This is a genomic window from Halospina sp. K52047b, from assembly GCF_008709855.1.
Lineage (GTDB): Bacteria > Pseudomonadota > Gammaproteobacteria > Pseudomonadales > Oleiphilaceae > Halospina > Halospina utahensis_B.
Genome location: NZ_VYJH01000004.1, coordinates 1 through 21,837, shown reverse-complemented (window position 1 = coordinate 21,837; position 21,837 = coordinate 1). Strand labels below are relative to the sequence as shown.

General features: G+C 62.5%; 17 protein-coding genes. All 17 read left to right on the top strand.

The annotated features are described in order from the left end of the window. Positions 1–10 precede the first annotated feature (10 nt). Positions 11–3,520 carry a type VI secretion system membrane subunit TssM gene (tssM, locus tag F3089_RS06740; RefSeq protein WP_192497289.1) on the top strand — a complete coding sequence of 1,170 codons (3,510 nt, stop codon included), beginning with the start codon at positions 11–13 and terminating at the stop codon, positions 3,518–3,520. A gap of 10 nt (positions 3,521–3,530) precedes the next feature. Further along, the gene (tagF, locus tag F3089_RS06735; RefSeq protein WP_151440066.1) at positions 3,531–4,202 is read left to right on the top strand and encodes a type VI secretion system-associated protein TagF; all 672 of its coding nucleotides are present in this window, start codon (positions 3,531–3,533) and stop codon (positions 4,200–4,202) included. Between the two features lie 3 nt (positions 4,203–4,205). After that, complete coding sequence (locus F3089_RS06730) at positions 4,206–5,012, top strand: PP2C family protein-serine/threonine phosphatase (protein WP_151440065.1); 807 nt, start codon at positions 4,206–4,208, stop codon at positions 5,010–5,012. Positions 5,013–5,026: 14 nt separating this feature from the next. Beyond that, positions 5,027–6,160, top strand: coding sequence for a type VI secretion system protein TssA (gene tssA, locus F3089_RS06725; RefSeq protein WP_192497288.1), 1,134 nt, complete (start codon positions 5,027–5,029; stop codon positions 6,158–6,160). Positions 6,161–6,223: 63 nt separating this feature from the next. After that, a complete protein-coding gene (gene tssB / locus F3089_RS06720) occupies positions 6,224–6,736 on the top strand; it encodes a type VI secretion system contractile sheath small subunit (RefSeq protein ID WP_151440063.1) in 513 nt (170 codons plus the stop codon). Beyond that, positions 6,733–8,223: a type VI secretion system contractile sheath large subunit gene (gene tssC, locus F3089_RS06715; protein ID WP_151440062.1), complete on the top strand. Its 1,491-nt coding sequence runs from the start codon at positions 6,733–6,735 to the stop codon at positions 8,221–8,223. Before tssB ends, tssC (F3089_RS06715) begins: the two co-directional genes overlap by 4 nt. A 36-nt stretch (positions 8,224–8,259) precedes the next feature. Next, a complete protein-coding gene (gene tssC / locus F3089_RS06710) occupies positions 8,260–9,714 on the top strand; it encodes a type VI secretion system contractile sheath large subunit (protein WP_151440061.1) in 1,455 nt (484 codons plus the stop codon). 48 nt (positions 9,715–9,762) lie between these two features. Beyond that, positions 9,763–10,572, top strand: a complete 810-nt coding sequence (locus tag F3089_RS06705; RefSeq protein ID WP_151440060.1) for a type VI secretion system accessory protein TagJ — start codon at positions 9,763–9,765, stop codon at positions 10,570–10,572. Continuing rightward, complete coding sequence (gene tssE, locus F3089_RS06700) at positions 10,559–11,023, top strand: type VI secretion system baseplate subunit TssE (RefSeq protein WP_151440059.1); 465 nt, start codon at positions 10,559–10,561, stop codon at positions 11,021–11,023. Before F3089_RS06705 ends, tssE begins: the two co-directional genes overlap by 14 nt. Next, entirely contained in the window at positions 11,023–12,837 is a 1,815-nt protein-coding gene (gene tssF, locus F3089_RS06695) for a type VI secretion system baseplate subunit TssF (protein WP_151440058.1), read from the top strand. Before tssE ends, tssF begins: the two co-directional genes overlap by 1 nt. Then, entirely contained in the window at positions 12,834–13,808 is a 975-nt protein-coding gene (gene tssG / locus F3089_RS06690; protein WP_151440057.1) for a type VI secretion system baseplate subunit TssG, read from the top strand. Before tssF ends, tssG begins: the two co-directional genes overlap by 4 nt. A gap of 6 nt (positions 13,809–13,814) precedes the next feature. Further along, entirely contained in the window at positions 13,815–16,409 is a 2,595-nt protein-coding gene (gene tssH, locus F3089_RS06685; RefSeq protein ID WP_225741701.1) for a type VI secretion system ATPase TssH, read from the top strand. Positions 16,410–16,573: 164 nt separating this feature from the next. Next, complete coding sequence (locus tag F3089_RS06680; protein ID WP_095616246.1) at positions 16,574–17,053, top strand: Hcp family type VI secretion system effector; 480 nt, start codon at positions 16,574–16,576, stop codon at positions 17,051–17,053. 82 nt (positions 17,054–17,135) lie between these two features. Continuing rightward, a complete protein-coding gene (locus tag F3089_RS06675; RefSeq protein ID WP_151440056.1) occupies positions 17,136–18,986 on the top strand; it encodes a type VI secretion system Vgr family protein in 1,851 nt (616 codons plus the stop codon). Positions 18,987–19,018: 32 nt separating this feature from the next. Further along, positions 19,019–20,056 carry a hypothetical protein gene (locus F3089_RS06670; RefSeq protein ID WP_151440055.1) on the top strand — a complete coding sequence of 346 codons (1,038 nt, stop codon included), beginning with the start codon at positions 19,019–19,021 and terminating at the stop codon, positions 20,054–20,056. After that, positions 20,053–20,703, top strand: a complete 651-nt coding sequence (locus tag F3089_RS06665; RefSeq protein WP_151440054.1) for a hypothetical protein — start codon at positions 20,053–20,055, stop codon at positions 20,701–20,703. Before F3089_RS06670 ends, F3089_RS06665 begins: the two co-directional genes overlap by 4 nt. An 800-nt stretch (positions 20,704–21,503) precedes the next feature. Beyond that, positions 21,504–21,837: hypothetical protein (locus tag F3089_RS06660; protein ID WP_151440053.1), on the top strand; the 334-nt coding region annotated here is incomplete at its 3' end.

Sequence of the window (21,837 nt, the reverse complement as noted above, 5' to 3'; positions counted from 1 at the left end):
TATGCGCTTGATGGCATGGATGCGTTCTATCGGCAAGTGGATCACGTTGCGGGGCTTTCTGATCGGCCTGGCGGTGGTGGCGCTTGTTCTGCTGGTCTGGTTCGGTGGGCCGCTGGTGGCCATTGCGGGCTGGACGCCGTTGGCGTCAGTCGCTGCGCGGCTGGTGTTTCTGTTGGCCCTGGTGGTTGCTGCGCTCGGGGTTGCACTCTGGCGCGCACGCCGGCAGCGGGCGGACAACGAAAAGGTGGTCAGCGAGATGATCGCTGACAATGAAGGCGACGACCAGCTGCAGGAAGAAGTCGGTGAGCAGCGCGAGCGGCTGCGGGAGCGGCTGCGGGAGGCCCTGGCACTGGTGCGGCGGTGGCGCCCCGGGCGTTTCCGTTCAGTGTACGACCTGCCCTGGTACATCCTGATCGGTGTGCCTGGCTCCGGCAAATCCACTGCCCTGCTCAATTCCGGGCTGGATTTCCCGTTGCGGGACCGTATGGGCGTGGAATCAGTCCGGGGTGTCGGAGGCACGCGAAACTGTGACTGGTGGTTCACGAACCGCGCCGTTGTGATTGATACCGCCGGGCGTTACACCGCCCAGGAAAGCGCGGACCGGCGGGACGCCAGAGGCTGGGAGTCGTTTCTGGGGCTGCTTCGCCGCTACCGCCCCCGCCAGCCGATCAACGGGGTCATTCTCTCGGTCAGCGTGGCCGACCTTCTGGAACAGACGCCCACCGAGCGGGCGCTCCACGCCCGCGCGCTTAAGCAGCGGGTCCAGGAACTCAAGAACCGTCTGGGTGTGGTCTTTCCGGTCTATATGGTCCTGACCAAGACGGACCTGCTCGAGGGTTTCACGGAAACCTTCGGCATGCTGACGGAGTCCGAGCGCGAAGAGGTTCTGGGCATGACCTTCGAGCTGGACCCGGTTACCGACAGTGATGCTCTGGCTACCCGGTTCGAAGAGGCATTTGATGGGCTGATAGAGCGCCTGAGCCATTTCGCCCTCCACCGGGTCCAGCAGGAGCGCACCACTGAGGCGACCCGTCGTCTCTATCACTTCCCCAAACAGGTCGCGCTTCTGCGTGCCCCGGTGTGGACGTTGATCAACGAGGTTTTCTGCCCTTCCGCCTATGAGGACACCGCACTGCTGCGCGGGGTCTACCTGGTCTCCGCGGAACAGGCTGGGCAGGGGTATGACCGGGTGTCGCAGCTGGTTGATGATGAGTTCGGGCTCACACCATCCCGCGTGGAACCGGAGCCGGTAACCGCCTCGCAGCAGGGCTTTTTCCTCCGTCGTCTGTTCGACAGCATCGTGTTCTCCGAGCATGGCCTGGTTCGCCCGGACGGTCAGCTTCGCTGGCGCCTGCGCTGGCTCCAGCGGGGTGTCATCGCGGGACTGGCCCTGGTGCTGTCGGGTACCGGCGTGGCCTGGGCGTTCAGTTACCAGTGGAACAAGGAGCTGATCGCCACCTATGAGCACGGGCTGGACGAGGTGGCCAAAGCCAGCCAGGAGGGGGCGGAGGACTGGGTTCGCCTGGAACAGCTGCTCTCACAGGCTGCCTCCCTGCCCGGTGTGGCCGGCAGTGACTTCCCCGAAGGTGGTCCCCGGTATGTCGGGCTTGATCAGGGTGAGAGGCTCAGTCAGCTGGGGGAGGGGGCCTATGGCCGGTTGCTGCAGCATCATTTCAGTGCTCATCTCAAGAACGCTCTGGAAAAGGCGCTTGCGAACCATTCGAACAATACCGAGTATCTGTACGAGACCCTCAAGACCTACCTGATGCTGAATCGTCACAAGCATCTCGATCCGGAACAGATACGTGAATGGTTTAAAACCCGGCTGAACCGGAAGCTTTCAGGCCGGATCAATGAGGGCACCCGTTCCCGTCTTCAGGAACACCTGGAACGTTATCTCGCTCTGGGCCACAGGCTGCCGTTGGATGCTGGGCGGGTGCAAAAAGCCAGGGAACAACTGGCCCGCCTGCCTGTGGATGAACGGGCCTATGAGCGGATACGGCTGAGTGCCCGTGCATCAAGTTTCCCGGATTTCCGGTTACCGCTGGTTCTGGGGTCGGTCGTGGATCGGGTATTTGAGCGCCGTTCGGGCAAGCCACTGGATGAAGCCATTCCGGCGCTCTATACCCGCAATGGGTTTGAGGGGCTCTTCCGGCCTGAACTGGAGCGGGTCGCGGAGCGCCTGCTGGCGGAATCCTGGGTTTATGGCGAGGACAGCGCGCCCTTCCGCAACCTCGACGAGGCCGCCCTGAAACAGGGCGTTCGGGATCGTTATTTCAGGGACTACGTGTACCGCTGGCGGGACCTTCTGATGGATCTGAGGATCCGCTCGTTTGAGGACAAAGCGGCGGGTGCCCGCATCGCATCGGACCTCGCGGGACCGGAGGCGCCCGTCGAGCGGCTGATGAAGGCGGTGGCCCACAATACCCGGCTTGCACCCGTTCTCAAGGGGAAAGGGGGTGAACTGGCAGATGCCGCCTCTGAGCAGGCCGGTCGCATGGCGGACCGGGCCAGCAACCGGGGTCCGCGTCTGAGCAGTCTGATGCCGGAGGCCGGTGATGACGGTGAAGCCCCTTCCACGCCCGTGGACAATGCTTTCAGCGACCTGCACAAGGTGTCTTCGGATGCCTACCAGTCGTTGCGCGACAGCGCCGATACTATTGCGGACTATCTCGGGCAGGGGGATGCGGGACCAGCCAGGGCTGATTTCCGCAAGGCGGTATCCGCGCTCCATGAAACCGTGGACGGAACCGAGTCGGATGTTCTGGCCGCCCTGTTCCGCGGGTTCCTCCAGGACGGTCGGCGGCTTGATCGGGCCTCCCGGACCCGGGATCTCAATGAGCTGTGGCAGACGGAGGTCTATCAGGAATATCGCGAGGCCATTTCCGCTCAGTATCCCATTGATCTGGATGCCTCGGAGTCGATCGCGCTTCAGGACTTCATCCGTTTCTTCGATTACGGCGGGACTCTGGACGCCTTTGTCGAAGAGCACCTGGCCGGCCGGATTGATCGCTCGGGTTCTCCCTGGGAGGTGACCGGCGAGCTCGAGATCCAGCCGCGCACCCTCAGACTTCTGGAGCACGCCGAACGCATTCGCAGCGCCTTCTTTGATCCCGATGGCGGCGGCCTCAAGGTCGGGTTCAGTCTGCGTCCTACCCAGTTGGATGCGGAGGTTACCCGCCTGGACGTGGGGTTGGGAGAACAGTCCCTCGTCTATCGGCACGGTCCGGAACGCAGCCAGGATTTCCGGTGGCCGTTGCAGGCGGATGGCAGCGTGGCTGGCCTGTCCCTGAAACCCGCTGATGACACAGTCGACCCGCTGCGCAGGCGTTATCAGGGGGACTGGTCCGTGTTCCGTCTGCTCCAGTCTGCCGGTGCCCTGAACGGCAATGGCCGGAGCCGTGATGTGACCATCGAGATGGAGGGCTACCACGCCCAGTTGGAGCTGACCGCCGACTCGGTCCGCCATCCGTTCAGTCGAAGCCTGTTCAAGCCGTTCTGGCTGCCATCCACGCTCTAGGAGACCGATCATGGAATGGGGTTACATGGGCAAGGTGCCCAGCCGCGGGGACTTCATCATACAGGGCTTGCCTGGTGAGCTTCGCGAGCGCTGGTTCGAATGGTGTCAGGCGGCACTCGCGGTCAGCCGTGAACAGTTGGGTGAGCGGTGGCTGGACGCCTACCTCACCTGCCCGATATGGCACTTCGCCGCCGCTCCAGGGGCGGTGGCGGAAACCGGCATGATCGGAACCCTGATCCCCTCGGTGGACCGGGTCGGGCGCCACTTTCCGTTTCTTGTGGCTGGTGCCCACGAGGGAGCGCTTATCGACGCCTGGCGTCAGCCTGAATGGTTCAGTGCAATGGAGGAATCGGTGCTGGCGGTGCTCGAGGATAACTGGGCTGAGACGGAATGGGCCCGGGTGCTCGCAGGCATCAGTGCCCCGGAGCCGAGCGTGAGGCGGCTCCGGTGGCCGGAAGGCGAGGGCAATCTGATGATGACGGCGGAATGCGGGGAGGCGGACTGGCTCGCGGCCATGCTCGAAGCCGGACGCAACCCCATGCTCTGGTGGAGCCAGGGTTCCGCGTTCGTGGAGCCGGCCATGCTCCTGACCGAGGGCCTGCCACAGGTGGGTCAGTTCGCGGCCATGATCGCCGGCCAGTGGCGTGACCATGGCTGGCGACAGGGTGTGGTGGCGGAGTAGGTGATGGAACTGAGCTCGGTTGGGTTCACCCACCAGGGAGGAACCCGGGAACACAACGAAGACGCCTGGCGGGCCTGGCCCGAAGCCGGACTCTGGCTGGTCGTGGACGGGATGGGCGGTCACAGTGCGGGGGATGTGGCCAGTCGCATCATCTGCGATACCGTCGGCCGCGATCTGGCGTACCACGGAGCAGCCGCCTATGACATTGAGCGCCTGGAACAATCCCTTCAGGCCGCCAATGAGGCGGTGCGCGACTATGGTGCCCAGGCGCTCGGTGGCGGGACACTCGGTGCCACACTGGTCGCTCTGCAGATCCGCGATGGCCGGTATCGTGTGCTCTGGGCTGGGGACAGCCGCTGTTACCGTCTGCGGTCACAGCATCTTGAGCAGCTCTCCAGGGACCACAGCCAGGTCAATGACCTGATCCGGGCGGGTATGCTCAGCCCCGATAATGCCCGCGGTCATCCCATGGCGCACGTGGTGACACGGGCCCTCGGTGTTGAACCGCGTGTCAAGCTGGAGCGGGCCGAGGGGCAGGCGCGCCCCGGGGATCTGTTCATGCTTTGCAGCGACGGGGTCAGTGACGAGTTTGAAGACCAGGAGCTTCATGGTTTTCTGGCCAACAGCAGCCTGCAGGATGCGAGCGATGCCATCCTGTATTCGGCACTGGTTAACAAATGCAGCGATAATATTACCTGCCTTCTGGTCAAAGCCGAAATGAGCGGTTACCATTCACGCGCAATCAGGGAAGAGCGGGATCCGGATGCAACAATTCCGGTGCGGGTGCCGCAAAAGACGACACAGGGATAATGTGTGTGCAGGTTATGGACGACACAGCAACACCTCTCTTCGACTTCGAAGCACTCCTGAAACCGATTTCCGAGGCCCAGCCCTGCGGTGATGACACCCGTGAGGATGATGCCCCGGACGCCCCCTATTTCCATCTGAAAGACCTGCGCAGTCAGGCCCGCGCTCTTGAACGTCAACGCCAGATCGATGGCGAGACGGGCGACCCCACCCAGTGGCGGGAACTGGCGGAGCGTATTCCGGCGCTCCTGGCTGAGCGCAGCAAGGACCTGGAGCTGGTCGCCTGGTACGTTGAGGCCCTTTGCCGGGAGCATGGCTTTGAGGGTCTGGCCCACGGGTTTGATCTCGCCCGTCGCATGCTGGAACAGCACTGGGATCAGCTGCACCCCCTGCCCGATGAAGAGGGCATGACCACACGGATGGCACCGCTGGTTGGGCTCAACGGCGGGGATGCTGAAGGCACCCTGATACAGCCGATTCTGGAGGCCCCGGTGCTGGCACATCCGGACTCCGGGTGGATCGCCGCCTGGCAGCTGGAGCAGGCGGCCGAGATGACGCGCCTGGATGAACAGAAAGCTCAGCAACGGATCGCATCGGGCGTGCCCTCGGAGGAGGATGTGGCGAGGGCCGTTCGGGAGACGCCCCTGAGCGATCTGCAGGCGCTGTCCGACGCCATTGAGCGGGCATGCTCCGCCTTTACTGCCCTGAGCGAGGCCATGGACCGGGTTATGGAAGGTGAGCCGCAGCCCACCAGCCACATCCGTTCCGCGCTGGAACGCTGCCGGAGCATCTTTACCCATTATGCCGGGGAGCGTCTCGAGCGCGCGTGGGCTGTCGCGGCTTCTGAAACGGGTGATGACGGTGCGCCGATGCCGGACGCGGAGGCCGGGCGTGATCACGCCACATCGGTACAGGACCCCGTGCGGGTTGCCATCGACAGTCGCGCGCGGGCGTTGGAGCAGTTGCGGGAACTCGCCGCTTTCTTCCGCCAGACTGAGCCCCATTCCCCTGTTTCCTACGCCATTGATCAGGCCGTGCGCTGGAGCGAGCTGCCGTTGCCGGAACTGATGCAGGAGTTGATAGAGGACAAGAACGTCCGAGACGGCTTCGCCAGGATGACCGGGGTACCGTTGCAGGACGCGGAGGGCTGAACGCCGTATTGGGCCTGACTAGGTCGGGCTGACATTGCAGAAGGACGACAAGGAGATACCGACATGGAAAGCGTCCACGACAAACTTTCACGAGTCCGCAAACCGCGGGTCCACATCACGTACGACGTCGAAACTGAAGGCGCCATGGTCAAGAAAGAGCTGCCCTTCGTGGTCGGCGTCATGGGCGACTTCTCGGGTAACAACAACACCGATCTGAAGCCGCTCAAGGACCGCCGCTTCATCCAGATTGACCGGGACAACTTCGACGACGTCATGCGTCGCATGAGCCCGAAACTCGCGATGAAGGTGGACAACAAGCTCTCCGATGATGACTCGCAGATGGCGGTGGAGCTTGAGTTCAACCGCATGGAGGACTTCGAACCCGAGGCCATCGTGAACCAGGTGGAGCCGCTGCGCGAGCTCATGGAAACCCGTAACAAGCTGCGGGACCTGATGACCAAGGTGGATCGCTCGGAAGAGCTCGAGGAACTGCTGGAGCGGGTTCTCAGCAACTCCGAGGACCTGAACAGCCTGAACAGCGAACTGGGAACCAGGGAAGGGGAGGATTCGGAATGAGTGCTGAAGAACAGACCCAGGAAGCGGTCGCGGAGGAAGGCGAAAGCCTGAGCCTCCTGGACCAGGCCATTGGGGCCACCAAGCAGACGGAAAGCGACCGTGCGCGGGAGCTGATCCGCACCCTCACCGACGAGGCCATGAAAGGCACGGTGACCTGGAACAAGAACCTGAATGTCACCTTTAACCAGGCCATTGCCGCCATCGACGAGGCGATCTCGAGCCAGCTCTCCGAGGTCATGCATAACGAGGAGTTCCAGAAGCTGGAAGGCTCCTGGCGTGGGCTCCAGCACCTGGTGATGAACTCGGAGACCAGCTCCAGCCTCAAGATCCGGGTACTCAACGTGAGCAAGAAGGAACTGCACAAGGATCTTTCCAAGGCCGTCGAGTTCGACCAGAGCCAGACCTTCAAGAAGATCTACGAATCCGAATTCGGCACCCCGGGCGGCGAGCCCTATGGCGCGCTGATCGGCGACTATGAGTTCAGCAACCACCCCACGGACATGGAAACCCTGAGCCTGATGTCCAATGTGGCGGCTTCCGGCTTCTGTCCGTTCATTGCCTCTTCCGGTCCGGGACTCTTCGGATTCGATGACTGGACTGAGCTGACCAAGCCCCGGGACCTCGAGAAGGTGTTCGAATCCGTGGAGTACACCAAGTGGCGCTCCTTCCGCGAGAGCGACGATTCCCGGTTCGTGACCCTGACCATGCCCCGGGTACTGGCGCGTCTGCCCTACGGTTCCGCGACCCAGCCGGTGGAGGCCTTCAACTTTGAGGAATTCGACATGGATGCGGATTCCGGCATGTCCGTGGCGGCCGACCACAACGACTACTGCTGGATGAACGCGGCCTACGTCATGGGCACCCGCCTGACCCAGGCGTTCGCGAAATATGGCTTCTGCACCGCCATCCGGGGCGCAGAGGGTGGCGGTAAGGTCGAGGGCCTGCCGACCCATGTCTTCCAGAGCGATGACGGCGATCCGGATCTGAAGTGCCCGACCGAAATCGGCATCACCGATCGGCGCGAGGCGGAACTGAGTAAACTCGGCTTCCTGCCGCTGTGCCACTACAAGAACACGGACTATGCGGTGTTCTTCGGGGCCCAGACCTGCCAGAAGCCGAAGGTGTTTGATAACCCGGACGCCACCGCCAACGCGGCGATCTCCGCGCGCCTGCCGTACCTGATGGCGACCTCGCGCTTCGCGCACTACCTGAAGGTCATGGCGCGGGACAAGATCGGTTCCTTCATGGAGGCCGAGGACGTGGAGAACTGGCTCAACCGCTGGATCCTCAACTACGTGAACGGGTCCGAGGGCGGCGGCCAGGACATCCGCGCGCGGTATCCGCTGGCGGATGCGAAAGTGGAAGTGCGCGAGATTCCGGGGCGGCCCGGTTCCTACAACGCCGTCGCCTGGCTCCGGCCCTGGCTGCAGCTGGAGGAACTGTCCACTTCGCTGCGGATGGTGGCGAAGATTCCGGAAGCCGGCTGAGGCCAACGCGTAACACAGTCGTGACAGGGATGTGTCATGGGTAGTGCAGAGTTCAACGCCGGAATGACGGCAACAGCGCTGGCCGGGGTGACCACGGTTGCGGGGCTGGTGGAACGCCTTGCGGTACTGGCGCCCGGAACCCGCTGGGATCGGGATCAGGTGACGGCACTGCTGGTGGGCGCGCTGGAGGAGCTTGACGCGCGTCTCAACGAGCAGGTGAACGCCATCCTGCATCATGCGGCATTCCAGGCGCTGGAGGCGAACTGGCGGGGCGTTCAGCTGTTGACCGAACAGGCGGCCCATGACGATACCGAAGGACTGGTCCGGATCCGGATGCTGGATCTGGGATGGGGCGAACTGAGCCGGGATCTCGCCCGTGCCATTGAATTCGACCAGTCCCAGCTGTTCGCACGGCTCTATTCCGAGGAGTTCGGCAGCCCGGGGGGTGAACCCTTCGGGCTTCTCCTCGGCGCCTACAGCGTGAGCCATCGGGTCAAGGGTGGTCAGGCGAACCTGGAGACACTGGGCGAGCTGGCACGGGTGGCGGCTGCGGCTTTTGCGCCGCTGATACTGAACGCGGATCCGAGCTTCTTCGGGGTGGACCGGTTCGCCGAGCTGGCAAGCGTCATGGATCTGGAGAGTCATTTCGACCAGCCGGAACTGGTGCGCTGGCGCTCGCTGAGGCGCAGCGAGGATGCCCGATTCCTGGGGCTGGCCATGCCCGGCATGCTGATGCGGCGCCCCTATGCGGATGCGGGGCCGGGACCGGAAGCCTTCCGGTTCCGCGAGAAGGGCGATTCGCCGGACAGGGACTACCTGTGGGGGCCGGCCTGTTTCGCTGTGGGCACCGTGGCAATCCGGGCGTTCTGTCATTCGGGCTGGTTCGCCCAGATCCGGGGATACCGGGAAGGACGGGTGGCTCACGGCACGGTGGATAACCTGCCCGAGGTCCAGGCACTGTCCTCGGCGGGGCGGATCTTTCCGACCCGCAGTCCGGTGGAATGGCAGATCAGCGACCGGATGGAACGGATCCTGGCGGACCAGGGCTTCATTCCGCTGTTGCCGCTGGTGAACACGGAGATGCTGGTGCTGCATTCGGTCCCGTCGATCCAGGAGCCGGCCCATTACGACCAGGGCGAGGCCCAGGTCAGCGCACGGCTGGCCGCCATGCTGCACTACACGCTCTGCGTCTCGCGGTTTGCCCACTACCTGAAGGTGATGGGCCGGGATCGCGTGGGCGGCTACCAGTCGCCGGAGGAGTGCGAGACCCAACTCCAGCGCTGGCTGCACCGCTACACCATGGCAACGGAAGGCGCTTCGGACGAGATGCGCGCACGCTTCCCGCTGCGCAGTGCCAGCGTCAAAGTCCGCCCCCGGCCGGGGCAGCCGGGGCGCTACGACTCGGTGATCCGCTTGCAGCCCCATTTCCAGCTGGACCAGCTGGTGACCAGCATGCGGCTGATTACGGAACTGACGCCGATACAGAACTGATGCCCGGGCGACGGACCCGGAAATGCACGGACGAACAGGAACAGGGATATGGAACCCATCAGGCAGTACCTGTCCACCGGTGAACTGACGCCGGCCATCGAAGCCATCCAGGCGCACCTGCGCGAGGCACCCTCGGCCAGTGACTGGCGTGCCTGCCTCGTGGAGCTGCTGTGCATTGCCAATGACCTGGAACGGGCTGACCAGGTTCTGGAGCACCTGGCACGCCATCATCCGGACTGGCTGGCCGGAGCGGCCAACCTGCGCCAGTTGCTCAGGGCCCAGCAGGCGCGCCTCGCGTTGCGTGAGGGTCAGCTTGCGGATGACGTTGTGGCCACGCCCGGCGAATCCCTGGAAGCGCTTCTCAAGCTCCACGCGGAACTCCGCAGTGGTGGCATGGACGCGGCCAGCGAGGCCGCCAGGGCGCTGGAGGAGGCCCGTTCGACGGTCCATTTCCAATGCGGCGACCAGGCGGGCCCGGTACGCGACTGTGACGACACCCTCAACGGTTATCTCGAGGCACTGGGGACAGACGGCCATTTCTACCTCTGGCAGTGGGATGAGCTGGAGAGCATCCGCTTCGAGGCACCGGCCTCCCCGCTGGAATGGGTATGGCGACGGGCCCGTGTGGCCCTGACCAGCGGGCGTCAGGGCGAGGTACTGCTGCCGCTGACCTATGCAAACAGCCAAACGGATGCGCAGAAACTGGGCCGCGAGACGGACTGGGTGGAACCTGCTCCCGGGATTGTGACGGGCCTTGGGCTCAAGCTGCTGTTGGTCGGCGATGAGGCGGTGCCTCTGGAAGGTCGGGTGGAGCTGGAACGCCAGAGCCGGGCCGGGGCCGATCATGAAGCCGTCTGATGCCCGCAATGGGCTGCAGCTGAGTCTGCTCGACCGCTTGCTGGAGGACGGCGCGGTCCGGCCGAGCCTGGCCCGGATTCGGCAATCCGTGCGCCGGGACCTGGAGTGGCTGTTGAACGCCCGGCGCAGCTGGCTGCCGCGCGAGGCGGCCGGGTCGGAACTCGACCAGTCGGTGCTGGGCTACGGCCTGCCGGATTTCACGGTCATGGAACTCAGCACCGAGGACGGTCGGCAGTGGCTCTGCGAGGAGGTCAGGCGGACGATCCGGCGGTTTGAGCCCCGCCTGGCCCGGGTCGACGTGGTGATGCGGGATACGGAGACCCCCATGGACCGCTACCTTCGGCTGCGCATCGAGGGCATCCTGCTGGTCGAGCCCGTACCGCAGCCCGTGGCGTTTGATTCGGAACTGGAACCGGTGAACCTCTCGGTAACGCTCAGGGAGTGCGCGTGATGGGTGACGAGCTGCTTCAGTACTACAACCGGGAACTGGCCTATCTCCGGCGCCAGGGCGCCGAGTTCGCCGAGGCCTATCCGCGTGTCGCCGGGCATCTGCGGATGAGCGAGGAGTCGGTTGAGGATCCGCATGTTTCCCGGCTCCTGGAAGGTGTGGCCTTTCTTTCAGCGCAGATCCGGCAGCGTCTGGACGGCCACTTCACGGAGCTGGCGGATGTGCTCATGGGCACACTGTACCCGGATTACCAGGCGCCGATCCCGTCCATGAGCATCCTGCAGATGACACCGGCCCCGGCGCTTAAGTCCATTGCGCCGCTGGAACAGGACGTGGCCTTCGAAACGGTTTCAAGGGAACACCCGAAATGCCGTTTCGAAGGCCGTGGCGAACAGGCCGTGGGGCCGATTGACGTAGTCGGGGGCGCCTTCGAGAACAGCCCCTTCGAGGCACCACGTCATCCCCGGGTGGCGGGGGCCCGCAGTATCATCCGGCTTCGTCTTCAGGCGCGGACGTCGTTCCAGGACCTTGATCCCCAGTGGCTCCGATTCTACCTGCACGGTCAGTCGCACCAGAGCCATGAACTCTACGACCTGATCCACCGCACCGGCCTGGGCTGCGCCATGGTGCCGGTGGATGACCAGCGCCAGGTGCGTTTTTTCCCCGGCGATGCCCTGCGTCCGGTGGGTTTTGACGATGAGGAGGCGCTGGTGCCCTGGGGGCAGCGTGGCTTCACCGGCTACCGGTTACTGACCGAGTACTTCCTGTTCCCGGAAAAATTCCTGTTCGTCCATCTGGACGGGCTTGCAGACCAGTGGCCGGACACCCGCGAAGTGGATCTGTACATCTACCTCGGGGAAGGCTCCGAGGAACAGGAAAAGCGGTTTGTGGCGGAGCACATGCGGCTCTGGTGCACGCCGGTGGTGAACCTGTTCAGCGATCGGCTTGAACCGGTGCGCTCCGATGAAGGCGAATACCGGCACCGTCTGGCACCGCGCTATGGTGACAGTGACGTGAGCGAAGTGGTGGACCTGGAGCGCGTGGACCTGCTGCGTGACGGTAAGGCGCGTGAGCTGGCGCCCTACTACGGCCGCGGTCACCCCAGGTGGCAGAACACCATGAACGTCTACTGGCACCTGCATCGTGAACAGGCGGAATGGGCCGGTGGCCGCAATGAACCGGGGACCGAGGCCTGGCTGAGCCTGGTGGACCATCGTTTCGTGGAGCAGGGCCGGGAGTCCCTGCCGCGCGATGAAACCCTCGCCGTCAGGGCGCGCTGCTGTAACCGCAATCTACCCGCCAGCCTGCCGTTCGGCGGCGGTTCGCCCCGCTTCCGGGCCGTGGATGAATCCCGGGTGGAAAGGGCGGAGGCGATCGTGGCGCCGACGGAAACGGTCCGGTCCGAACTCGGCAATGCCGGGCGTTGGCAGTTCATCCAGCACCTGACACTGGCGCATTTCGATGGGCCGGATGCGCTGGAGCGATTGCGGACGGTGCTTCAGCTTCACGACTTCCGCAAGACACCGGAAACCCGTGCCCTGATCGAGGGTATCGAGGACGTTGCCATCGAATCCTCGGTGGCACGGGTTGGAACCGGTGTGCAACGGGGTGTCTGCCGTGGCAGTGACGTGGTGATCACTTTCTCCCGGCCGAGCTACGCCGGAACCAGCATCTACCTGTTCGCCGCGGTACTGGACCGGTTCTTCGCGCATTTCGCCCAGCTGAACAGCTTCACCCGGCTGCGGGTGAGGCTCAGTGGCCAGAACCAGGATTACCATGTCTGGCCCGCCCGGGCCGGGGAGCAGACACTGCTATGAGCGTGGAAGCAGTGGCCGGTGAGCAGGACTTTTTCCGCACGGTCTGGCGTCTGCAGCGCCAGATTCCGGAGCGTCGTTCCGCCTACAGGCGCGTCGGGCATGACGGCTGGCCGAGCCAGGAACTGGTCCGTTTCCGCACCAGCCAGCACATGGGCTTCGTGGGCTCGGACCTGGTGGCGGCGCATGAGGAGCAATTGGAAGAGGGGGTTACCCGGGGCGAACTAACCGTGGACAGCCTCGGCCTGACCGGCGCCCGGGGCGCGCTGCCATCCCATTACACCGAGATGGTGCTGGCGCAGGTCCGCTCCCGCTCGCCGGCGCTTCGGGATTTCCTCGACATGTTCAACCATCGGCTTCTGTCGCTGCTCTATCGCAGCTGGGAGAAAACCCAGCCTGCCGTGCAGCAGGAAAGAACCGAAGCGGATGCGTTCACCACGGTCCTCGGGGCGCTGACTGGCGCGGAGACGGAGCTGGATATTCACTACGGGGCGGCCCTGGCTCGTGGCCCACGGTCCGCCAGTATGCTCAGGCACTGCCTTGAGGATCTCTGTGATATGCCGGTCGAGGTCACGCCGCTGCAGGGCGAGTGGGCCGATGTTGCTCCCGTGGACCAGACCCGTCTGCCCGGTGTGTCACGCCCCGCTGGCCAGCATGCCCGGCTCGGGGAGGCCATGCTCGGAACCCGGGCATGGATTGCTGATCACGGGGTCCTGGTCACCTTCCATGCAAAGGATGAAACGCAGCTCCGCTCCCTTCTCCCGGGCGGCACCCTCAGCCCAGTGATGCAGCGGTTGAGCCGGAAGCTGGTGGATGGGCAGACGACCCTGCATTACCGGGTGCAGGCCCGTGCAGCCATGGTGACCGGCGCGCGGCTGGATGGCCACGCACGTATTGGAAAGAACAGTTTCATCGGGGCGTTCCATGATCCGGAACAGCCCCTGGAGATCGGATTCAGGCCAGGGAAGGAGTAACCCGCCATGTCATCAATGACGCTCAAGGCGCTCGTGGAGCGCATGAACCCGTCCACCCGCCAGGCCATGGAGGCGGCGGTGGGCCAGAGCCACCAGCGCACCCATGAATGCGTCGAGGTGGAACACCTCCTGCGGGCGTTGCTCACGCAACGGGACCCGGACATTACCGGCGTACTGGCCCATTACGGGCTGGACATCGGTCGGCTTGAAGGCCAGCTGGATCAGGCGCTGGAAGGCTTCAGCACCGGCAACGGCGCGACTCCCAGCCTGTCGCCCCGTCTCGTGGACCTGCTGCGTCAGTGCTGGCTGGATACCTCCATTGAGTTCGGGGAAGCCGCCATCCGTGGCGCCACGCTGCTCTACAGCCTGCTCCAGGATCCGGCTATGGCTGCGCTCGCCACCCGCTATGCCAAAGAGCTGGACGGCCTGGACGCACAACAGCTTCTGGGCGACTGGCCAACACTCAGGGAGCGTCTTGAGGCTTCTCCCGGTAACCAGACCCGGCCGAATTCCGGGAATGAGCAGCACCTGGCCCAGTACACTGTCGATCTGACAGCCCAGGCGGGGGCTGGCGAGATTGACCCGGTCCTGGGGCGTGATGACGAAATCCGACAGATGATCGACATCCTGACCCGGCGGCGTCAGAACAACCCGATCCTCACCGGTGAGGCTGGCGTGGGCAAGACCGCGGTGGTTGAAGGTCTGGCACGGCGCATCGCCGACGGCGAGGTCCCGGATGCACTGGCACGGGCACGGCTTCTGACCCTGGATCTCGCGCTGCTCCAGGCGGGAGCGGGTGTAAAGGGCGAGTTCGAGAACCGGCTGAAAGGCGTGATTGATGAGGTAAAGGCGGCCACCCAGCCGGTGATCCTGTTCATCGACGAAGCCCACAACATGATCGGTGCCGGTAACCAGGCGGGCCAGAATGACGCGGCCAATCTCCTGAAGCCGGCCCTGGCGCGGGGCGAGCTGCGCACCATTGCGGCCACCACCTGGTCCGAATACAAGAAGTACTTCGAAAAGGATGCGGCCCTGACCAGGCGCTTCCAGGTCGTTCCCGTGGATGAGCCGGATGAGGAGACCGCCACGCGGATCCTGCGGGGACTGGCCCCGACTCTGGAAGCCCACCACGACGTGGCCGTGACCGACGCGGCTCTGGGGGCTACCGTCCGGCTTTCGACCCGTTATCTGCCCGGCCGCCAGCTGCCGGACAAGGCGGTGGCGTTGCTGGATACCGCCTGTGCCCGGGTCGCGATGAGCCAGGCCAGTCTGCCGGCGGCCCTGGAGCAGGCCCGCGCCCGGCACCGTGGTCTCAGGGAGGAAGCGGACCGGCTGGCGGCCGAGGCACGTACCGGCGTCGAGCACGGGGAGCGCCAGGACGAGCTGGGGACTGAACTCCACCACCTGGAGCAGACCCTGGAAGAGCTGGAGTCCGCCTGGAACCACCAACGCGAGCAGGTGCACGAAGCCCGCGAACTTGGCCGGCGGATTACTGAAGAGGGCGATGATGAGCCGGTCACTGAACTGAACCATCTCCGACAGGAACTCAATGAACGGGCCACCCCCATGGTGCACTGGCAGGTGGATGAGCCACTGGTGGCGGAAGTCATTTCCGACTGGACCGGGATTCCCGTGGGGCGCCTGCAGGCGGATGAGGTGGCTGGCGTTCTCTCCCTGGACGACCAGCTGCGCGAACGGGTCCGGGGCCAGGATCACGCCATCGACGATATTGCCCGGACCATCCGCATCGCCCGGGCGGACCTGGCGGACGAGCGTAAGCCGTTGGGTGTCTTCCTGCTGGTGGGCCCCAGTGGGGTGGGCAAAACCGAGACCGCACTGGCGCTGGCGGAGCAGGTCTATGGCAGCGAGGACAACATGACCGTGATCAACATGTCCGAGTTCAAGGAGGAGCACAAGGTCTCCCAGCTGGTGGGCTCACCCCCCGGCTACGTGGGCTACGGCGAGGGCGGCGTCCTGACCGAGGCGGTCCGGCGCCGGCCCTACAGCGTCATCCTCCTGGATGAGATGGAGAAGGCGCACCCGGGCGTTCAGGACGTTTTCTACCAGGTCTTCGACAAGGGCATGCTCCGGGACGGGGAAGGCCGGGACGTGGACTTCCGCAATACCGTCATCCTGATGACCTCCAACGCGGGCTCGGAAATGATCAATGACCTGTACGCGGACGAGATGACTGCCCCGAGGCCCCATGCCCTGAAAGACGCCATCTGGGATGAGCTTCTGAACACCTTCAAGCCGGCCTTCCTGGGCCGCACCACGGTGCTGCCCTATAGGCCGCTGGGCCAGGAGCAACTGGCGGAGATCGCGCGCCTGCAGCTGGGCCGTGTGGCCGACCGCATCCGGCGCCATCACGACGCCCCGCTGCACTACAGCGACGATGTTGTCGACGCCATCGTGGCCCGCTGCACCGAAAGCACATCCGGGGCACGGAACATCCCTCGGATACTACAGCAGGAGGTGCTGCCGGAGATGTCCACGCGGATCCTCGAGCGCCTCGGCCGGGAACGCGGCCCGGAGGCCGTCGAGCTCTCCACTGTGGATGGTTCGTTCAGGATCGAGCTGGCGGGCGATGACGCCTCATGAACCGAAAAGGAATTCAGCCCGGGTGGAGAGGCTCCGTCCGGGCCTGAGCCGGATTCCGGGGCGCTTCATGGAAAGGCCCCGGATGCCCGCTTCCCGGAAACCGGGGAGCAAACCGCCATGTCCTGGTTACAGGACGTAACGCAAAATGAAAAAGGAGCGATTCAATGCAGACCAATACCTACCTGGATTTTGGTGGCCTGAAAGGCGAAGCAACCGCCGAGGAATACAAGGACCTGATCACCGTGGATACCCTGGACTTCAATGTTCACCGGGACATTGCCGCACCCACGGGTACCGCCATGGATCGGGAAGCCTCGGCGACTCGCCTGGGCGACATCACCATTACCAAGAAGCAGGACAAGGCTACCCCGGATCTCTTCAAGGAAGCGACCATCGGGAAAGGCAAGCCTGCCACCTTCTACCTGACCAAGCAGGGCGACAAGATCGAAGAAATCATGAAGATCGAACTCTCGGACGCCATGATCTCCAACTACAGCGTTTCCGCTGAAGGCGATCGCCCGACTGAGTCCATCACCATCAGCTACACCGAGATGACCATGTCCGTCACGCCGACTGACGACACCAATGCGGCAACCGCGCCGCTGGTCTACGGCTACAGCGGTGTGAAGGGCCAGCAGCTCTAAGGGTGGCAGCTGCCACCCGGAACCGGGGAGGGCATGCCCTCCCCATTCTCTATTCCCACAGACCAGGACGGTGCGGAGTGTCATGGCAACGGAACAGCAGCATCACCACCTGAAGATCCAGGGCCCACAGGGAAAGGACGCGCTGGCGATTGAACACCTGCGGGTCAGCGAAGGCCTGTCGCGCCTGTTTGAAATCCATGTGCGGTTTGTCGCCAATAAGCGGCTGAGCGACCTGGAAGGCCAGGTTGGGCAGGCGGTCAGTATCAGCCTGACCCTGAGTGGCCAGTCCCAGAGTGAGGCGCGGTATTTCCATGGTCATATCGCGAGCATCGGGGAACTGGGCAAGCCCATGCACAACAGTGAGGGCCAGCGTTACGAGGCCCGGGTGGTGCCACGTGCCTGGAGTGCCCGCAACCGCAGCAACTGCCGTATCTTCCAGGATGAAACGGCGCTGGACATCGCGGAAACCGTGCTGGGAGAGCACGAGGTTGAGCTGGTCCGGAGCGTTGAAGGGCAGCTGCGCAATTACCGTTACTGCGTTCAGTACAACGAGACTGACTGGGATTTCGTGACCCGGTTACTGGCCCATGAAGGCCTTTTCTTTTTCTTCGAACATTCCGAATCCGGCCACCGGATGGTGGTCGGCGATAACGTGAACGCCTATCAATCGGCGCTTGAAGACAGTGTGGTCTACCGTTCGGGGAACACCGGTGACAGCCGCGTCTACCAATGGCGCCAGGACCACAGAGCCGGGCCGGATGCCCTGGTGGAACAGGGCTTTGATTTCACGCGGCCAAGCGAGACCATTGCCGACAACGGCAAGGCCAGCGTTCCCGGCGAGGCGTTCGGGGAGCAGGAGATCTTCCATTACATCGGCGAGGATCGTCTGCTCATCAACGACAGTGAGCCCCTGGCGGCGACCCACCTCAAGGGTCTGAACCGGGAGGCTCAGGTCTACCATGGGGCCTCGGATTACCTCTCCTTCGGGGCTGGCCTGACCTTCAGCTTCCGCGAGCATGAGGACGGGCTCAGCTCGGATACCGGTTTTGTCATCACCCGATTCGAATGCGCCGCCAGTGTTCCACTCAACAGCGAGGATGGGGATTCAGAAGAATCCTCCCATTACACCAACACCTTTGAGTGCATTACGACCGACCAGCCGTTCGTTCCGGCGCGTCAACCGAAGCCCGTCATCCCCGGCGTCCAGACCGCCACGGTGACTACCGGGCCCGGCGAGGAACTGCACGTGGACGAATACGGTCGCGTCCGGGTCCAGTTCCACTGGGACCGGGAAGGAAAGAACAACCCGGACAGCTCCTGCTGGATCCGTGTGGCCCAGGGCTGGGCCGGCGCTGGTTTCGGGGCGCAGTTCCTGCCGCGCCAGGGTCAGGAGGTGGTGGTCGAGTTCATCAACGGCGACCCGGACCAGCCCCTGGTTACCGGCTCCGTCTACAACGACGACAATCCCCTGCCGTACTCGACCGACAAGCAGCTGAACTCCTCGGGCATCCGCTCACGGTCCACACTTGAAGGCGGCGAGGAAAACTATAGCGAGATCCGCTTCGACGATGACAAGGGCAAGGAACTGCTGGTCCTTCACGCGGAGAAGGACCATGAGCTGACCGTCGAGAACGACGAAGCCGACGATATCGGCAACAACCGCCAGGCCAGGGTCGGGAACGACGACAATCTCAAGGTGGGGAATAACCAGAGCGCCACCATCGGCGGGGACCGAACCAGCGAGGCCAGCGGCAGTGACACCATCAAGGCCGGCAAGACCATCACCGTCGACGCTGGTACCAGCATCACGCTGCAGACCGGTGCCGCCAGCATTACGCTCGAGAGTTCCGGCAATATCGCCATCGAGGGCACGCAGATCAGTCTCGACGGGGCGACGATCAGCCTCAAGGGCGCCAACATCAGTCTCAACTGAGACCAGGGACGGACGAGGACAGGATTTCAGGGATGCTGAGACGCGACCACCAGCTTAAGGCCGACCTCGGGCGCATCTACTCGTTCAGCCTGGGGCTGCGCATGGACGAGGATGGCTATTACCGCCGCCCGGATGTCATGGCCTGCCGGATCTACGCGCGCCAGACCCTCGAGGACATCGCCCGGAGCCAGGACGACCCCTTCAACTACCGGTTGCTCGACCTGTGGCTGGATGTCTTCCAGCGGCCATGGGATCAACCGACGAACCTTCACCAACTGCTGGACGACCTTGCGCGCCAGGTTGGTAGTGGGGATCTGAAGGTGTATCTGGAATATGATCCCAACGATGGTGTGTTCGACGTATCGAGTGCTGGTGGTCAGAAGATAGGTTCCGCTGCAGAAAGTGTCTCCAAAGACTCGGATGAGGTACGCACTCAAAAAACAGGTGGGGATAAAAACCAGGACGGACCATTAGCCCCTTCTAGCGGTGATTCACCACACCCAGGATTGCATAATAAGGAATGGCCAAAAGACGGGGGAATTGAGGCAAAAGGTTTTGAGACTCGCCGCGAAGTCGACTTGGAGGATCTGCCAGCTTCGGATAAGAAAGCGGCCGCTCAGCTAAAAAAACAAGGCTGGGACGATGATAAGGTCCAGCAGGTGTTGGAGTCCGGGACTAATCCCGAACTCAAGGAATTGCAGCCCGGTGATAAGCTTTATGGAGTAACCTCGCAAGGATTTGCCAAAGATCTGGAAAGCTCTCCGCACTGGCTTGACGAGGCAGGGTTTGAAGAAATGAAACAGAAACATTATCGCGAGGGGGCCTGGGATCGGGAAGCGGTCAAGAATGAGTTGGCTCTGCCGTGTTTTAACCGGGCTGATGCGATCGATATCGCCGAAGTCACGGAACCAATGACTGCGGTTGAGTCCGAGATCGGGAAAGCGACTGAGTTGATCAGTTACACCGACGCGTCTGGGAGTACAGGATTGATACCGAAAATGATGAGCGGTGGTGGCAAACAAATCGCTCCGAATCCCAGCAAGTTGAAAAGCGTAGTGAGTCAGACATGAATATTCATGATGAGCGTAGTGAGGATGTTATTGAGAATTGCAACATTCTTCTGGATAAGCTGAGTCACTATTCTCAGACCGACTCAACGCCCGAGGGGCGGATGATTTCCCAGTTGAAGTGGCTCAAAGAACGAGCTGAGGCTGGGAGTCTGGACTTTCCAGTGGATCGGCGTTACATCGCTACCTTGGCCTACGTCTTTACGGAGGGCTCATTACGCTGGCTCGCCACATCCAGAGAGGAATACGTTTGGACTGTGGAGGTTTATGAAAAACGGCTGCTCAGTCTCACGAAACACGGTTCTTTCCTGGCAAAGTGTGAATATTATCCCTATGTCGTACGTTGTATTAACAAATTGATTGGTATCCTTAGAAACGCGTCACGTCCATTGTCGGCTGAGGAAAAGGGGTGTATTCGAGAACTCAACGTACTTGGTGACAAGTTGACCAGGGAGGAAATCGAACCTCCACTCATGATTGGCAACGACTACCCAAATTTTCGGGAAGTTTACGCACCGTGGGAATGTACCATCGAAGATCTACCGGAAGGGAAAGCGGTGAGTCGGGTGGTATCTAATTTCGTATTCAACGGCAGGCGGCCCCAAAGCTGGGTAACCACGGAAGCAGCTGATCAAGAAACAAATTTCTGATGCGATTGGAAAGGGCCTTACGTCTCAGATGCTTCAATGAGATGGCTTTTTGTCGTTTCTATGATGGCACCCATTGTTCTCTGGGAGACTCTGAGTTTGTTGGAGATAAGAAAACGTCGGGATTCTTCTGGAAAGGCGATGACCACTTCGTTGTCATCTTTCTCGAAGACGGCACTTTGAAGCTGGTCGTTGATTCAAATAAATGGGACCTTTTGTCTGTATGCTGAAGGAAAACCAAAAGTTGGCTGATAATCTGTACGCTCTCTGGTCCAGGAATGCTGTTGCCTGACAGGGGCGTAGGGCAGGGCCGACCTGAATAAACAGATGAAATGAGTTCTTGAAAGTTGAGTATGCCCTTGAGATACATTCGTAACAGAGGAGGTTCGAATAGATATCTGGAATATGATTCTGTTCTGGGAAAGCCGCTCAGGGAAGTCGGGCCTGAGACGTTGCCCGGTCCTCCCCGAAAGAAGGCCAACTATATACGGCATGGCAATGACTTTATGGGGGTTATCGGTAGTAAGCATGGTCCGATGCTATTTATTAATGACCACCAGTATCCATTCCGTGATTCCCGGTGGTCCGCTGAAGTTCAGGAAGGCGATTCGGAGAACCAGTTCATCATTCGAGAGCACGGCCGAGAGGTGCTTAGAATCGCGTATCCGCCAACGGCAGTTGACGAGCTGGATCCGTGGTCGGACGAGGAAACCGAAGACTTCTTTAAATCGATTGCCGCGAAGCAGAACGATCAGGAATTCATTGAGATGTGGACTCTCGAGTAATCTGGACTACGAATCGTTATGGAAGACGAACTCGAACATTTCCTGGATGTCCGCGACACACTGCTTGCCAGTGACAGCGCCAGCCCTGATCAGCTGAAGGCGCATGATCGCCAGCTTCTCGGGCACCTCCTGAAGGAGGACCCCAACTCGCCCGCGCTGCTCTCCCCTGAAACCCCCGCTTACGAACTGGCTGGTCTTCTAGCTGAGGAACCGGAACGGCAGCTCTGCGTGGTGGAAGCGCGCAACCGGGTATGGCCAGGCGAATTGGAGAGCGTGCAGTTCAGTCTGGTTTATGAACACAACCATGGAGACATCGCCTGGTGGCTGGCGGCCCATTACCGCAGCCTCGAGT